The sequence below is a fragment of the Ruminococcus sp. J1101004sp1_RTP21198st1_B9_RTP21198_201120 genome, assembly GCF_040924245.1.
Taxonomy (GTDB): Bacteria; Bacillota; Clostridia; order Lachnospirales; family Lachnospiraceae; genus Blautia_A; species Blautia_A faecis.
The window spans coordinates 26577-42989 of record NZ_JBCOMI010000007.1; the positions used below are offsets into that span (position 1 = coordinate 26577).

Annotated in this window: 16 protein-coding genes; 1 reads left to right on the forward strand and 15 read right to left on the reverse strand. The window is 44.4% G+C overall.

Features of this window, described 5'->3' with window-relative positions:
* Nucleotides 1–10 precede the first annotated feature (10 nt).
* The 4 genes from AB5618_RS06090 to AB5618_RS06105 form a co-directional block, all read right to left on the reverse strand.
* On the reverse strand, nt 11–85 hold the full coding sequence (locus tag AB5618_RS06090; RefSeq protein ID WP_368356834.1) for a hypothetical protein: 75 nt from the start codon (nt 83–85) through the stop codon (nt 11–13).
* Nucleotides 86–102: 17 nt separating this feature from the next.
* On the reverse strand, nt 103–369 hold the full coding sequence (locus tag AB5618_RS06095; protein WP_118578390.1) for a YabP/YqfC family sporulation protein: 267 nt from the start codon (nt 367–369) through the stop codon (nt 103–105).
* Between the two features lie 74 nt (nt 370–443).
* Nucleotides 444–992 carry a DUF2284 domain-containing protein gene (locus AB5618_RS06100; protein WP_118578391.1) on the reverse strand — a complete coding sequence of 183 codons (549 nt, stop codon included), beginning with the start codon at nt 990–992 and terminating at the stop codon, nt 444–446.
* Between the two features lie 79 nt (nt 993–1071).
* Nucleotides 1072–2013 (reverse strand): tRNA-dihydrouridine synthase, encoded by a 942-nt coding sequence (locus tag AB5618_RS06105; RefSeq protein ID WP_118578392.1) that lies wholly within the window; start codon nt 2011–2013, stop codon nt 1072–1074.
* Nucleotides 2014–2422: 409 nt separating this feature from the next.
* Between AB5618_RS06105 and AB5618_RS06110 the strand changes: the two genes are divergently transcribed.
* A complete protein-coding gene (locus AB5618_RS06110; RefSeq protein ID WP_195379699.1) occupies nt 2423–3580 on the forward strand; it encodes a pyridoxal phosphate-dependent aminotransferase in 1158 nt (385 codons plus the stop codon).
* Between the two features lie 241 nt (nt 3581–3821).
* Here the strand turns inward: AB5618_RS06110 and rlmH are convergent, their stop codons facing one another.
* The 11 genes from rlmH to alr form a co-directional block, all read right to left on the reverse strand.
* Nucleotides 3822–4301, reverse strand: coding sequence for a 23S rRNA (pseudouridine(1915)-N(3))-methyltransferase RlmH (rlmH, locus tag AB5618_RS06115; RefSeq protein WP_118578394.1), 480 nt, complete (start codon nt 4299–4301; stop codon nt 3822–3824).
* Nucleotides 4302–4604 (reverse strand): Dabb family protein, encoded by a 303-nt coding sequence (locus AB5618_RS06120; protein WP_118578395.1) that lies wholly within the window; start codon nt 4602–4604, stop codon nt 4302–4304.
* Nucleotides 4605–4755: 151 nt separating this feature from the next.
* Nucleotides 4756–7917: a DNA translocase FtsK gene (locus AB5618_RS06125; RefSeq protein WP_173769122.1), complete on the reverse strand. Its 3162-nt coding sequence runs from the start codon at nt 7915–7917 to the stop codon at nt 4756–4758.
* A gap of 70 nt (nt 7918–7987) precedes the next feature.
* Nucleotides 7988–8863 carry an undecaprenyl-diphosphate phosphatase gene (locus tag AB5618_RS06130; RefSeq protein ID WP_118578397.1) on the reverse strand — a complete coding sequence of 292 codons (876 nt, stop codon included), beginning with the start codon at nt 8861–8863 and terminating at the stop codon, nt 7988–7990.
* A 271-nt stretch (nt 8864–9134) separates the two neighbouring features.
* A complete protein-coding gene (gltA, locus tag AB5618_RS06135) occupies nt 9135–10532 on the reverse strand; it encodes an NADPH-dependent glutamate synthase (protein WP_148462574.1) in 1398 nt (465 codons plus the stop codon).
* Nucleotides 10532–11419 carry a sulfide/dihydroorotate dehydrogenase-like FAD/NAD-binding protein gene (locus AB5618_RS06140; RefSeq protein ID WP_118578399.1) on the reverse strand — a complete coding sequence of 296 codons (888 nt, stop codon included), beginning with the start codon at nt 11417–11419 and terminating at the stop codon, nt 10532–10534. Before AB5618_RS06140 ends, gltA begins: the two co-directional genes overlap by 1 nt.
* Before the next feature lie 199 nt (nt 11420–11618).
* Nucleotides 11619–12353: a ClpP family protease gene (locus tag AB5618_RS06145; protein WP_226814796.1), complete on the reverse strand. Its 735-nt coding sequence runs from the start codon at nt 12351–12353 to the stop codon at nt 11619–11621.
* A 53-nt stretch (nt 12354–12406) separates the two neighbouring features.
* Nucleotides 12407–13135: a YebC/PmpR family DNA-binding transcriptional regulator gene (locus AB5618_RS06150; protein WP_118578401.1), complete on the reverse strand. Its 729-nt coding sequence runs from the start codon at nt 13133–13135 to the stop codon at nt 12407–12409.
* Nucleotides 13105–14460: a hemolysin family protein gene (locus AB5618_RS06155; RefSeq protein ID WP_173773237.1), complete on the reverse strand. Its 1356-nt coding sequence runs from the start codon at nt 14458–14460 to the stop codon at nt 13105–13107. Before AB5618_RS06155 ends, AB5618_RS06150 begins: the two co-directional genes overlap by 31 nt.
* A 159-nt stretch (nt 14461–14619) precedes the next feature.
* Nucleotides 14620–14970: a type II toxin-antitoxin system PemK/MazF family toxin gene (locus AB5618_RS06160; RefSeq protein ID WP_021926628.1), complete on the reverse strand. Its 351-nt coding sequence runs from the start codon at nt 14968–14970 to the stop codon at nt 14620–14622.
* Nucleotides 14971–15181: 211 nt separating this feature from the next.
* The gene (gene alr, locus AB5618_RS06165; RefSeq protein ID WP_368366582.1) at nt 15182–16348 is read right to left on the reverse strand and encodes an alanine racemase; all 1167 of its coding nucleotides are present in this window, start codon (nt 16346–16348) and stop codon (nt 15182–15184) included.
* Between the last annotated feature and the right edge of the window lie 65 nt (nt 16349–16413).

Sequence of the window (16413 nt, forward strand, 5' to 3'; positions counted from 1 at the left end):
TCGCCTCCATTTATATTGGATTTACGATGTACTGCCGGACGGCAACCGAATTTAGGTGAAATATACCGCAAACCGGAGCTTGCAGACTGCGGGAATGATTTTTCAAACACGCTCTAACATTACCGACAAAATCTGCCCTTTTATTTCCATTTCCCAAGTAGTGTAATGAAATATTTCCAGATTTTTCCCTTGAAGGATCACGCGTCCCTGGCAGGTAACCACGATTAATTTCTCGCTTGTATAGGATAAGATGCTTTTATAATTTTCAATCTGTACCTGCGACGGTCCGGTAATCGTTATAATAGGGGCTTTACAGGACAGGTCACCAGGAAGTTCCATAGCTGTCATAAAACGTTCTGATACAGACATAAAAAAAGCCTCCCGGTCTTTATCTCTAGCTTATGCGGGAGGTTTTCTTTTCATTCTGATTTACAGTTAACAGATCACGCTCTCTGGCGAAAAAGCACCAGAGAAAACCACAGAATGGTATTTCCGCCAAGATTATATTCCATGGAATGATGCTCTACCAGCTCATTTACCACTACACCGTGACTTTCCAGGCAGGGATGCATTTTCTCAGGGAAGCGACAGGGCTTTCCGTCTAAATAGGCACAATGCTCGCAAAGATCGCAGGATTCAGTGGACAGGGTAAATGTCTCAAATCCCTCCCCTTTTAAAAATCCGGCTACCTCTGTAGTCAGCTCCTCGTGAGCATCTCGGGTGGCAAGCATTTCCGCCATGTTCATCACATCAGAAACCTCTGCCACACTGGAAAAAAGAATTCCATTTGGATAACTGTGGATTCGCTTCCCACATTCTTCCAGGCTGCCCACAGCAGGGGGACAAGCCCAGGTGGTGCCATAGCGCTCACACTCCTGTTTGCAGATGATCCGCACCCGCTCCCTTACCTCTATTTCAGCAGTATCCACAAGGCGGTATTCATAAATGGGATACTGAGATATAAATTCTTCAAAACGATCGGTATTTAACATGTCATTCCTCTTTCGAATTATTTATTGCTATTTAGCCCGCCAAGGGGGATCCTTTCAGCGTTCTAAATATCCAAAATACTTAATCTATCAAATCCTGCTCTGCAAATAAACTGGATACCACAGACGAATACTCTGACAGATGCTGGGATTTCTTGATTTTCTTGGCATATTTCTCATAATTTGTAAAATTAACGGCCATATAGCTCCATAATTCTTTCATACGGAACAGCACATTCCGTTCGCCGGAAAGAAGTTCCCGATACTCTTCGAAAAGACAATCATGGAATTCTCTTACTGTCTTTTTATTCGGACGAATGCCTTCCCGGATCTCAGTTACCAGCCCCGGATTCGTGATCAGCCCTCTTCCATACATGAAGCAGCAAGTGTCTGGAAAACGCTCTGTAATCCGCTTATAATCAGCTGCAGAAAACAGATTCCCATTATAGCAAAGTGGCATTTTCAGACGGTTTACAGCCTTCTCATAAGCTCCGAGCCGCGGCACTCCGCGATACATATCTGTCTGAATCCTTGGGTGGATGATCAGTTCATGAATGGGATATTTTTCATAAATGGCCAGCAGATACTCCCAGTCTTCCTCGTAGTGAGTTCCAATTCTGGTCTTTATGGAAATTTTCATATCAAGTTTCGAAAAAATCTGATCCAGGAACTGATCCAGCTTCTGGGGCTCTGCCAGAAATCCGGCACCCTTTCCCTTCGCTGTAACTGTTCCAGAAGGACAACCAAGATTCAGGTTCACTTCCTGGTGTCCGTAATCATCTTTCAAAAGCTGGGCAGTACGGATAAAATCATCTGCATTGCAGGTCAGGATCTGGGGAACCACGTACATTCCCTCATTCCGCTCCGGTGACACCTCGCAAATTTCCTGGAAGCTCAGGTTTTTCTTCGGCTTGGCAGAAATAAACGGAGTAAAATATTTATCCATGGGATGATAAAACCGGTGATACGTCCGGCGGTATACAAAGTTTGTCACGCCCTCCATAGGGGCCATGTAGTCTTTCATTTATATCCTCGCATGTCTTTTTATTCAAATCAAGGGGGGGATTTTCTCAGCTGCTTTATTCAGAGCTTTCACCATGCAAAAAATTCCTTAAATTCTTCGAGAAACTTCTTCATTTTCTTTTCCTCCCTTGGTTTGATATAGCCAATTATACACGTTTCTCTATTTTTAGACAATGCCCTCTTAAGTGTCTGCTGCTATTTTTTTCTAAAATTTATACAAAAAAGAACTTTACCCCTAAATCTGGCAGTGCACGGCAGCCATCCATTTTCGTTTGCTATTAGCAATACAAATGTCTTTCCCGAAAATACATTTTTGTCTTGCACTCTGTTGTAGTACTGTGATAAAATAAACAGGATTTTAGCATAAACCTATTGGTTTGGCATTTTGAGAGAAAGAAGGCTTACTTACGATGAATTTTTCCAAAAGACTGAATTTATTTGGAGATGAAATTTTTGCCGCGCTCAATGAAAGGCGGCTTGAACTTGAGAAACAGGGAAAGAAGATCTACAACATGAGTGTTGGAACGCCGGATTTCCATACACCGGATCATATTAAGAAAGCACTGATGGAAGCTGCTGCTGACGATCAGAACTGGCGTTACAGTCTCCGCGATCTGCCTGAGCTTCTGGATGCGGTCTGTGCATATTACAAGAAGCGCTTCCATGTGGAAATCACACCGGATATGGTAATGTCCGTTTATGGCAGTCAGGAAGGCATGGGACATCTTGGCATGACTTTATGCGACGAGGGAGACGTGGTTCTTCTTCCAGATCCGTGCTATCCGGTTTTCGCAGCAGGAAGCAAATTAGGAGGCGCAGTTCCTTACTACTACCCGCTTGTAGCAGAGCATGATTTCTTGCCATATGTAAAGGATATTCCAGAAGATGTGGCTCGCAAATCCCGTTACATGGTAGTCTCTCTTCCATCCAACCCGGTAGGAAGCATTGCCACACCAGGACTTTATGAAGAAATTGTTGCATTTGCAAAAAAATACGATATTTTAATTATCCATGATAATGCATACAGCGACATTATCTTTGATGGTGTGGAAGGTGGAAGTTTTCTTGCCACTCCTGGTGCGCGGGAGGTTGGTGTTGAGTTTTTCAGCCTTTCCAAATCCTTTAACGTAACCGGCGCCAGAATCAGCTTTCTCATTGGAAATCCAGAAATCATCTCTGCTCTAAAAAAGCTTCGCAGCCAGATCGATTTCGGTATGTTCCTGCCAATCCAGAAAGCTGCTATCGCTGCTCTTGAGGGACCTCTTGACAGCGTAAAAGAACAATGCAGACAATACCAGGCACGCCGTGATGCTCTATGCGACGGACTTGCTTCCATTGGCTGGGAGAAGCCAAACGGCAAAGGAACTATGTTCGTATGGGCAAAGCTTCCGGGAAAACGCACGGACAGCATGGCATTCTGTATGGAATTAATGGAAAAAGCCGGTGTCATCGTTACTCCTGGCGCAAGCTTTGGTCCTCATGGGGAAGGATATGTGCGCTTCGCGCTGGTACTTCCACCAGAGAAAATCAAAGAGGCTGTGGAATCTATCCGTACAAGTGGAATTTAAGTACCACTTCCAAATTTATCTTCAAATATATTGCAAGCTTTAACAAACCGTACACCACACGTTTTGCGCGTTATGGCAGCAATCGCCAGAAACTTACACAAACGTCGGCTTTAGGTTTTGACTGATTGCTCGTGTAAACTAATAAACTCCCGGATGTTAGCTGCCTCGAACATGCTCTAACATCTGGGAGTTCTTGTGTCTGTAATTATCATTTATGGAACTTTACAAAAATGAAATCTCATTATTTATGATAAGGCTCATGATTCATAATCCGATATCCCCTGTAAATTTGTTCCAACAGAATCATCTGCATCAATTGATGCGGAAACGTCATTCTTGAAAAACTGAGCTTATAATCTGCCCGTTTCAAAACAGCATCAGAAAGCCCAAGTGATCCTCCGATCACAAAGGCAATGCTGCTTTTTCCCTGAACGCCTAATCTGGCAATCAGGTCAGAAAGCTCTACAGAATCCAGCATTTTACCCTCTATAGCAAGTGCAATCACATAATCTGTATCGCGAATATGGCTAAGAAGCCGATTGCCCTCCGTCTCTTTGATCTGACGGTTCAGCGCATCGGAAGCTTTATCCGGAGTCTTCTCATCTGGCACCTGGATAAAATTCAACTTACAGTAGCGGCCAAGGCGCTTGGCGTACTCTGCAATTCCGTCATTCAGGTATTTCTCTTTAATTTTTCCAACTGTGATAATACGAATTTCCATTTACACCTCAAAGTCCATTGCTACACGGTCGCATACATTTGGTCTTACGTAAGTGTCCGCAACATGAACATGATTCGGATTTACTGCATAGGCAGCCAGTGCCTCAGCGCTCTCCAGCTCAGTGATCAGGCACAAATCACGTGTGCTGGATGGAAGAAGGTCTGTAACAACCTCTGCCTTAATGAGCCCTGGCACAACACCAACCAGACCTTCAAGATGTTCTTTGATCTGTGCTTTTAATTCAGGCTTCTTCTCCTCAGGAATCTCTTCTTTAAATGACCACATTACCATATGTTTTACCATTTTTATTGTCTCCTTTACATGTATTATATTTTCTTAACTATTACTCCAATTCATACTTCTGATAATCCGTCCTCATAGTTTATTTTAAACGTATTTAGACAGGCTCTGTGCTATTATTCATATACAAATTTTCATAACATGAATTAATTTCCTATAAATGTTCTTCCACATATGACTGGAATTCCTCCATAGACATAAGTACCTTACGTGGCTTGGTGCCCTCTTCCGGTCCTACAACCCCTGCATCGCACAGCTGGTCCATAATACGGGCTGCGCGGTTAAATCCAATCTTATACATTCTCTGCAGCATACCGATGGAAGCCTTTTCCTTCTCAATAATGAACTTACCCGCCTGCTCGAAATAGACATCCCGCTCATTGCCGCCGGAGCTTCCGCCAGCTGTAAGAACCGCATTGTTCATCTGCTGTTCAATCTTATTGTCGTAATCTGTCCGTGGATTTTTATCTGCAAGGAAATCCACAATATTACTGACTTCGTCATCTGAAACAAAGGCTCCCTGCAGTCTGGCAGGCTTCTGGTAGCCCTGCGGATAAAACAGCATATCTCCTTTACCAAGAAGCTTCTCTGCGCCGTTCATATCCAGAATGGTTCTGGAGTCCACACCGGAAGTGACAGCAAAGGCAATACGTGACGGCATGTTCGCCTTAATAAGACCGGTAATAACATTGACAGACGGTCTCTGGGTAGCAATAACCAGATGGATGCCTGCAGCACGGGCCAGCTGGGCCAGACGACAAATAGCGTCCTCCACATCCCCTGGTGCAACCATCATAAGGTCTGCAAGCTCATCTACGATAATGACGATCTGACACATTTTCTCAGGGCGCTGCTCTCCCTCCGGGAACTTCATCTTCTCAATCTTGCGGTTAAACTCTTCCAGATTTCGTACCCCATACTCTGCAAAAGTATTGTAACGGTTACTCATCTCATTTACTGCCCAGTTCAGAGCCCCCGCAGCTTTCTTCGGATCTGTGACAACCGGAATGAACAGATGCGGGATACCATTATAAACACTAAGCTCTACCACTTTCGGGTCAATCATGATCAGCTTAACCTCGTCTGGCTTGGCTTTATATAAAATACTGATAATAAGTGTATTGATACAAACAGATTTACCAGATCCGGTGGAACCTGCGATTAGAAGGTGGGGCATCTTGGCAATATCTGCCACGATCGTCTTACCCTCAATATCTTTACCAGCAGCAAAAGCCAGCTTGGATTTGGCATTCATAAACTCCGGACTCTGGATCAGATCACGGAGCATAACCGCACTGTGTTCTTTATTTGGTACCTCGATACCTACAGCTGCTTTACCCGGGATCGGAGCTTCGATACGGATATCCGGCGCGGCAAGATTCAGCTTGATATCATCAGAGAGACCTACGATCTTGCTTACCTTTACACCCATTTCCGGCTGCAGCTCATACCTGGTAACTGTAGGTCCGCAGCTTACGTTTGTAACCTTGGCATTTACTCCGAAATTATACAGGATTTCCTGTAATTTCTGAGCTGTCTTTCGAAGATGGGAATCAGAATCTCCCTGGGATTTCCCATTTCCACGTTTCAGAAGATTCACAGGCGGATACTGATATTCCTTTTTCACCGCCGCTTCCTGGGTTTTGATCTCATGCTGGATATTTACAATTCCGTTGGCAATCTCCTGCCTGGAAGACTTAGGATTCTTCGCCGACTGACGGGAAGTAGTTTCATCCGAAACTCCATTCCCCGCTGCCATTTCGTCAGAAGCTTCAGAAGAGTGGAAGCCAGAAGTTGCCGGAGATCCATGGGCAGCGCCACCTGCTGCGCCAGAAGTATCTCTCGTCAAAGCAACTGCATTCTGCATGGTAGCCATAGCTTCATTAAAATCCACTCCATCATAACTGTTTTCTTCTTCCTCTGCCTCAGCTGGTTGGTCACTGCTAACTGGATTTTTCATATAGACAGTACCGTCCTCTTCCGTGGTATCCTTTTCCATAGAATATGGCTGTACAGGATCATCTTGTCCGGAGGAGGCTCTCGTATTCAGATCTGGCTCGTCTGACTGCTCTGGCTCAGAACGGTGAATTGCAAACTGCAGCTGTGTTTCCTCCTGTGATGATCTGTCATCAATTGACAAATCATCATCCTGAACCCGATACTCACTGATATCCACATACTTTCCTGTATTAATCGGAAGATTCTGAGCAGAAGCACTCTCGGAAAATTCTCCATTCACTGTAGTCATATTCTCCAGTGATCCTGCATCTCCCGGATTCATGGCATTCTCTGGATTTAAAGGAAATTCCTGATCCACAGATTCCCCGCTTTCCTCGGAATTTCTATCTTCAAATAAATCTGTCCCTGCAAGAAAGCTTGTAGAATCCAGGTTTTCTCCTCTTCTGCCCCGGGTCTGGTTATTTCCACGCATTCTCATCCGGGAATTTGCCCTGGAATCATTTCCAGCTGTCCTGGAAGCCTTTTTCCCTTTCTGTTTGGCTGCCTTTTTCTCAAAACGGGATGGTTCTTCCACCATATCTGAAGCAATCCCTTCTTCGGCAAGTGCAGCTTCCAGCTCCTGCATCCTTTTCTCACGGCGCTCCTGGGCTGCCAGCTGGCGCTGCTGGACTTTCAGCTGCTTCTTCAGCTGACGCTCCGGTGCTCCCTCCTGATAGAGCGCCTGCTGCCCCTTCACAGCTTCCAGGATCTTATCATAAACCTTATACAAAAATCCCAGGAAAGAATGCTGCGTGATCAGGATCAAACATACCAGGATCACAAGTACAATGATCACATAAGCACCGATGGTTCCAAATGCGGAGATTGTAGAAATACAGATTGCGCCTCCAATGGCTCCGCCACCAGTACGATACTCAGAACTGATCCTGTAATATTCTGCAAGAGTTGTACTCTCTGTATAGCCTTCTGTAAAAAGCTGTGCCAGTCCACAGCAGATCAGAAACAGAACTGCGGCGGCGGCTGTTTTTTTATAAGCAAGCACATTTCCCTTATTGGAGATCAGAAATGCTGCCATAATAAAAAGTACAACGGGAAAAATATAAGCCATCAGTCCCATTACTCCCATGAGTACCTTGCTGATGCTTCCTCCGACATTTCCACCAAGTCCGACACAACTTACCATAAGAATGATCGCTGCCGCCATCAGCACCAGAAGTATGATTTCCGTCTGAAAGCCGCTGGATATTGACTGCTTTCCTGCTGTATTCTTTTTAGACTGGGTACGTGCGGAAGATTTTTTCTTCGCGGATGTACCACGTTTGGTTGTTGATTTCTTCGGCGTATTAGACGCTGCCATTAAAAAGTTCCCCCTTCATCAGGCAAATTTGTAACCGATCCGTGTTTCTGTAAGCTTTCCTGCCGGACAGTTATGCAAAATTGCTAATAAGCGCTATGGCTCCTGCCACAAAACAGTAAAATGCGAAATAGCGCAGTTTCGCATGCTGCAAAATGCGGAGCAGATTGCGTATCATAAAATATCCAACTACTCCCGCCACGATCATACCAAAGACATAGGTAAATCCAAGAGACACACTCATCTTTGGCGTGGTAAACTGTCCAAGCTCCAGAAAAAGAGAGCCCAGAACTGCCGGAATGCTGATAAGATAAGAATATTTCACTGCAAATTTCCTGCTGAAACCGCATAATAAGCCTGCACAAATCGTCATTCCACATCTGGATATACCTGGAAATACGGAAATCCCCTGACAAATTCCAATCCACATGGCATTGTCATAAGTCACATCTTTCGGTGTCTTGATTCCACCGATATTACTGAGGTCTGTCACAAGAAGAAACACTCCTGTCACAAGGATACATGCTCCTGGAAGAAGCGGGGAAATCGCCGCTCTTGTCACCAGTCTTCTGCAAATGTATCCAAGCAATGCTGTGGGAATAAATGATACAGCCATAATCGCTGTAAATTTACGGTATGTTCCGTGCACCACTCTGGCATAGTGGAGATTCTCACCGGTTTTCCTGTTGTGAAAATAGATATTTACATTCCCGATTATATCCATGATCATGCCCAGAAGCTCCTCTCCGATCCGGCGAAGATCCTCATGGAATGCAAAAAAAACTGCCACCATCGTGCCTATGTGAAGAAGCACTTCAAAAAGGACTGCAGTGTTTCGTGTAATTCCCATTGCATTTTCTATGGCTGCCAGATGTCCGAAACTGCTCACAGGAAGAAACTCCGTGATTCCCTGAACAATTCCTAATAAAATCGCCTGTAAAACTGACATATTCAATATTTCCTTTTCTTTGGGATAAGACGGACCGCGAAAACCCGTCAAGCGTACTTATTATACCACAAAGCAGGCAAAGATACAACTTTAATCGAACGACTGTTTTGTCTGCAGATTGCAGGAATGATTTTTCAAACACGCTATAATATATAGAAAAAACCCTGCCTGAGATTTCAAACCGAAATCCCAGACAGGGAACTCATACCTTCTTACTTCTCAGAAAAAAGGTGCATATATTTGTTACTGTCCATTTTGAGGCCAGCAGCTTTTATTTTGCATATTTGCTCTTAATATACTCATCGATGCCGCGTGCACCTGCTTTACCTGCTCCCATAGCAAGGATAACAGTGGCAGCACCTGTAACAGCATCTCCACCAGCATATACGCCTTCTTTTGAAGTCTTACCAAACTCTTCGTCAGCAATGATACATTTTCTCTTGTTTACATCAAGACCGATGGTTGTAGAAGAAATCAGCGGGTTCGGGCTTGTACCAAGGGACATGATAACAGTATCAACGTCGATGGTAAACTCAGAACCAGGAATCTCAACAGGGCGTCTTCTTCCGGAAGCGTCCGGCTCGCCAAGCTCCATACGGATACATTTAATACCGGTTACCCAGTCTTTGTCATCTGTAAGGATCTCAACAGGATTGCAGAGAAGATCAAACTGTACGCCCTCTTCTTTTGCGTGATGAACTTCCTCTTTACGTGCAGGAAGCTCTGCTTCTGAACGACGATAAATAATATGTACCTCTGCGCCAAGACGAAGTGCAGTTCTTGCAGCGTCCATAGCAACGTTACCACCACCAACAACAGCAACCTTCTTGCCATGTGCGATCGGAGTATCATAATCCTCACGGAATGCTTTCATAAGGTTGTTACGTGTCAGGTACTCGTTAGCGGAGAATACACCGTTAGCCTGCTCACCCGGGATTCCCATGAACATAGGAAGTCCGGCACCGGATCCGATAAATACAGCCTCAAAGCCCTCATCTTTAAGAAGCTCGTCGATTGTTACGGATTTACCAATGATAACGTTGGTCTCAATCTTAACACCCAGAGATTTTACGTTCTCAACCTCTGCTGCAACTACTTTGTCTTTTGGAAGACGGAATTCCGGAATACCATAAACAAGAACTCCACCAGCTTTGTGAAGTGCCTCGAAGATTGTTACATCGTAACCCATCTTTGCAAGATCTCCGGCGCAGGTAAGTCCGGAAGGGCCGGAACCGATCACTGCAACTTTATGTCCGTTCTTCTGTGCAGCCGGAACTGGTTTGATACCATTCTCCTTCGCCCAGTCAGCAACGAAACGCTCCAGTTTACCAATGGAAACAGCTTCCCCTTTCAGACCGCGGATACATTTACCCTCGCACTGTGTCTCCTGAGGACATACACGTCCGCAAACAGCCGGAAGAGCACTGGACTCACCGATGATCTGGTAAGCTTTTTCAAAGTTTCCTTCTTTTACTTCATGAACGAAGCCTGGGATATTGATAGATACCGGGCATCCTTCCATACATTTTGCTTTCTTACAGCCAAGGCATCTGTTTGCTTCTTCCATTGCCTCTTCTTTATTGTAACCAAGGCAAACCTCTTCAAAGTTAGTAGCACGAACCTTAGGAGCCTGCTCTCTGACTGGTACTTTCTTTAATACATCTGCCATTATTTGTCACCTCCACAATGTCCGCATCCGCCGTGATGGGTATCGCCTTCCTGAAGCTTCAGAAGAGCACGTCCCTCTTCGGTCTTATACATCTGCTGTCTCTTCATGGCAAGGTCGAAATCAACTTTATGTCCATCAAATTCCGGTCCGTCTACGCAGGCAAATTTCACTTCGCCGCCAACCATTAAACGACAGGCTCCGCACATACCGGTTCCGTCTACCATGATCGGGTTCATGCTGACAACTGTAGGAATGTTCAGTTCTTTTGTTAACAGGCAGACAAATTTCATCATGATCATCGGTCCGATTGCAACGCAGAGATCATACTCTTTGCCCTGATTCTGCACAAGGTCACGAAGTACATCTGTACCCATACCTTTACGTACATAAGAACCATCATCTGTAGTAACATACAGATTACATACTTCTTTCATCTTGTCCTCAAGAATAAGGAGATCCTTTGTCTTGGCACCAACGATCGCATCAGCGGTAATGCCATGCTCGTGAAGCCATTTCACCTGAGGATATACAGGAGCTGTACCAACACCACCTGCTACGAAAACGATTTTTTTCTTCTTAAGCTCTTCGAGATCTTCATGGCAAAGCTCAGATGGCTGTCCCAGAGGTCCAACAAAATCTTCGAAGTAATCGCCTGCTTTCAGCTGGGCCATTCTGGTTGTTGAAGCACCAGCCGGCTGGAAAACGATTGTTACAGTACCTTTCTCTGCATCATAGTCGCAGATTGTAAGCGGAATTCTCTCTCCTACTTCGTCCATTTTCACGATGACGAACTGGCCAGGCAGACAATGCTTAGCCACACGAGGAGCTTCCACATCCATAAGAAAAACATTTGCAGAAAGTTTCTCTGCGTTGAGTATCTTATACATAGTTCCCTCCTGAAGTACTATATTTGTTGCTGCTCACTCCGCGGGCAGTAACCTATATTTAACCGTCACTTCATGTATATGTCCGCTGTATGGACACTTGTGTCGGTCATATCCTATAACACTATAGCACAAAAAGACAGGTTAGTAAAATAAAATTCTCCTGTTTTTCTTATATTTTTTCCAAAAAATGTATAATTTTTCATTTTTCAAGGGATTTGCTTTTCTCTTTCCCAATTAAATCATATAATTTCCCAAGAGCTTCTTTCATTCCTCCAACTTCATCGATTAGACCTTCTTTCACTGCCTCCGGACCTTCTAACATAGTTCCCACATCTTTTACCAGCTGCGTAGTGTCCAGCATTAGTTCTTCCAGTCTTTCCTGGGACATGTGAGTGTGACTGGAAATGAAGGTGGTGATCCGGTCCTGGATTTTCTCCATGTTGCGGTAGGACTGGGCGACGCCAATAAACATGCCATTTGTGCGAACAGGGTGGATCACCATGGTGGCACTGGGAACTACAAAAGAATAATCTGCAGATACAGCCATGGGAACACCAATGGAGTGACCGCCTCCAAGTACCAGGGACACTGTGGGCACGCTTAAAGAGGCGATCATCTCTGCAATGGCAAGACCAGCTTCCACGTCACCGCCCACAGTATTAAGCAAAACCAGAAGCCCGTCCACAGACTTGTCATCCTCGATCATGGCAAGCTTTGGCAAAACATGCTCATATTTGGTAGTTTTGCTGTGAGACGGCGCCGATTCGTGCCCCTCTACCTCACCGATGATCGTCAGAAGTTCCACTTTGTATTTATTGGAATTCTCATTTAAAATAACCTGTCCCATATCACGGATCTGCTTATTTTGCTGTTCTTCTTTTTCTACAGATTCTTTTTTTTCACTTTCTGCTTCATTATCCTCTCTTTGCTGCATAAAAAATACCTCCACACAATCGTATGGAGGTAGTATCTGCAAATCTGATTAAATTATTCGTCCCAGTTATGCCATACATCTGTTACATCGTCGTCATCATCCAGAAGATCAAGGATTCTCTGGATATCCTTAAGGGATTTCTCATCTGTCAGTTCAACAGTTGTCTGCGGGATCATGGCAACCTGTGCCTCAAGAAGCGGAACACCTGCGGCCTCAAGAGCCTCGCGTACTGCACCTAAATCATCCGGAGCAGTGAGAACTTCATAGCTGTCCTCTTCTTCGTTGAAATCCTCAGCACCTGCATCAAGAGCGGTCATCATCAGTTCGTCAGCGTCCATCTCGCACTCTTCCTTGTCGATGATGATCTGACCCTTCTGATCGAACATATAGGATACACAGCCCTGGGTTCCAATGCTTCCGTTACCCTTTGTAAAAGCGTTTCTTACGTTGCTGGCTGTACGGTTCTTGTTATCAGTCAGAGTCTCAACGATGATGGCAACACCATTCGGACCATATCCTTCGTATACAGCTTTCTCATAACTGTCTGCGGAATCAGCACCGGCTGCTTTCTTAATACCACGCTCAATGGTATCGTTTGGCATGTTGTTTGCCTTTGCCTTTGCAATAACGTCACGAAGCTTACCATTGTTGTTCGGATCCGGACCACCTGCTTTAACAGCCATTACAATCTCACGACCGATGATGGTAAAGATTTTTCCTTTTTTAGCATCGTTTTTTTCTTTCTTGTGCTTTATGTTTGCGAATTTTGAATGTCCTGACATTTCTTATCCTCTCCTTTTGGTTCTTTTTTTATCTTTTCGGCCCGCACCTTTCCGATGGTTTTGTTGCCAAGGGAAAGAATTCTGAAACGGTAGCCGTTTACAACAATTTCTTTATCCAGATCATCTTCTGTGGGAATATGTCCAAGAAGATTCGTCAGATAACCATTTAAGGTCTCAAATTCCACTTTACCGAAATCAATTCCAAGCTCTTCCGCTACATCTTCCAGATACGCCAGTGCGTCAATGATCACACTGTTATCCTTCTGCGTCCGGAACGTACTGTCGTCTTCATCGTATTCATCCAGAATATCTCCTACGATTTCCTCCAGAATATCTTCCATTGAGACAATTCCTGAAGTCTGTCCATACTCGTCCACTACCACTGCCATATGAATTTTCTTCATCTGCATGGATTTGAAAAGATCACTGATTCCCCTTGTCTCCGGAATAAAAGAAGCTTCTCTGATCAATCCCGGCAGATCCTTAAGGGGTTTGAACTTCGCCCAGGAATTCCTGGTGAGAAATTTCAAAGCATCTTTATAATGAATAATTCCTACTATATTATCTATCGTCTCTCTAAATACAGGATAACGGGAATTTCCTTCCTCAAGCATGGTATCCACAATGGTCTGAAGATTGTCCTCCTCATCAAATGCGATCACATTCTTGCGATGCGTCATAATGTCCTTGGCTTCAGTGTCCGTAAACTCCATGATATTCTGGATCATCTCTGCTTCGTTTTCCTCAATGACCCCCTGCTCATGGGCTTCATCTACAATGGAAATGATCTCTTCCTCCGTCACCGGATCCTCTGACTGATTAAAAGCAACACCAAATGGCCTTGCTGCCAGCTTGGCAATAAAGGTTACGCACATAGTAAAAGGATACAGGATCCTGGTAAAAAATCCTACAATCTTCATATACCGATATGCATATTTTTCCGGGTGATAGGTTCCGATTCTCCTGAATGTAAGAATACCAAGAGACGCAAGCAGAATGATCACCAGTGCAAGCACCAGGATCAATGCAGCCAAATGCTTTATGTAGGGATGAAAGGTCTCGGCAGCCCATGGAACGATAAATGCTCCGAAACAGACTCCGGAAGCCATAACAATCAGCGGAATCGCATTGACAAATGAAACAGGATTGTTGATCAGGGAAAGAAGAAAGACTGCTTTCTTATCTCCTTCCTGCGCCCGTTTCTCCACTTCGTTTTCGCTCAGATTGTGCACTGCAGCTGAAAATCCATAAAAAATACCATTCAGCCACAAAAGCAATAATAAAATGACAAAGCCCGCCAGGGGCATACTACTGCCAGATTCCATATATTAAACCTTTGTTCCTCCTAGACAGCGTTACTGCTTATTACCTTCGCAGTAACGAAAGCATACTGCTGCTTCCTTATTCCACAGCAGCACGAATGTGCAATTGCGGCAGTCAATGCCGCTGAGACTTTACAACTATATCACTAAAGTTTCTTTTCGTCAAGAGAATGTAAGCTCCAGGCTGATTTCAAGAGCATGGTTCACCTTGTCAAGCATAGGACCGTCCAGGTGACATACTTTATCTTTTAATCTTCTCTTGTCAATGGTGCGAAGCTGTTCTAACAAAATTACAGAATCTTTTTCAATTCCATAGGCCGATGCATCAATCTCAATATGGGTGGGCAGCTTCGCCTTGTTCATTTTGGATGTAATCGCTGCGCAGATCACGGTAGGACTATGTCTGTTGCCTACATCATTCTGAATAATAAGTACCGGTCGGATACCTCCCTGCTCGCTTCCCACCACGGGCCGAAGATCCGCATAAAAAATATCCCCTCTTTTAATTACCACACAATTCACACTCCGTTTTACTTTTACTTTTCTGAAAATAAGTATTTCCAACTTTTTTCATGTGTATACATGTGTGGTATTTTTCCCGTAATTCGTTACGGGTTCTTATAAAAGCCGGTAACGGAACCATTTCCGTCTGTATTGTTCTTACCTGACGCATACCTGCAAAAGGCTTTCCAAAGGATACGCGTCACAATTTGTCTGGGTATGCTCAGTCAAAATGTGTCAGCTCGCCACACTCTTTCCCATCGCGGATATAGATTCTTGGCACACGTTTGCTGATATTACATACAAATTCATAAGAAAAACGGCCGGACAGATCTCCCAGTGTATCTGCACTGATAACCTCATCCCCATCTTTTCCAAGCAGTGTCACTTCATCCCCTGTCTTTACATCCGGGATTTCTGTCACGTCTACCATAAACTGATCCATACAGACTCTGCCACAGATCGGCGCTTTTTTTCCATGAATCAGAACCCAGCCTTTATTAGAAAGCATTCTTGGGTATCCATCTGCATATCCAACAGGAATCGTCGCCATCTTTGTAACATGATCTGTCGTGTAGGTTCCACCGTAGCTTACCTGAACCCCCGGCTCCACATCTTTCACGTAGGAAACATGACTCTTTAGGGACATTACAGGTTTCAGCATTACAATGTCTTTTTCTACTTCCTCAGAGGGATAAATTCCATAAATGGTAATTCCGGCACGGACAATGTTCAGATTGGCTTCCGGTACACGGATTATTCCGGCACTATTGGAACAGTGATGCAGTGGAATATGGATTCCATTTTTTTCCAGAAGATCCGCAAAATCAAGATATCGTTTCAGCTGAACCATTGCCGGGGTGCGGTCGTATTCATCTGCTCTTGCAAAATGAGTGAATAAACCTTCAATTTCCACATTGGGAAGAGCTGCAATCCTGCGGATTTCCTCCAGACTCTCTTCTCTGTCCTTAAATCCGATCCTGGTCATGCCTGTATCCGCAGCCAGATGGATCAGACCTTTTTTGCCCGCTGCTTCAGCAGCTTTGTTAAATTTCCTGGCAGTCTCATAATCACAGACGGCCATGCGCACATCATTTTCGGCAAGTTTCTTATAATATTCTTCAAATACCAGTCCCAGGATCAGAATCGGTCTTGTGATCCCGGCTTTTCGAAGCTGTAATGCCTCCTGGGCTGTAGCCGCAGCAAATCCCCATATATAATCAAATTCCTCAAGCATTCTCGCAATAGGTACTGCACCGTGACCATATGCATCCGCTTTGATCACTGCGATGATCTTTGTTCCCTCTTTTATGTTCTTCTTCATCTGTTCAAAATTATATCTGATTGCATCAAGAGAAATCAATGCTTTGATTCTGCTGTATTTTTCCATAACATTTTCCTCGATTTTCTAAATTTATCAGAGCATGCCTCAAAAGGCGTTCTGCAAAATGTACG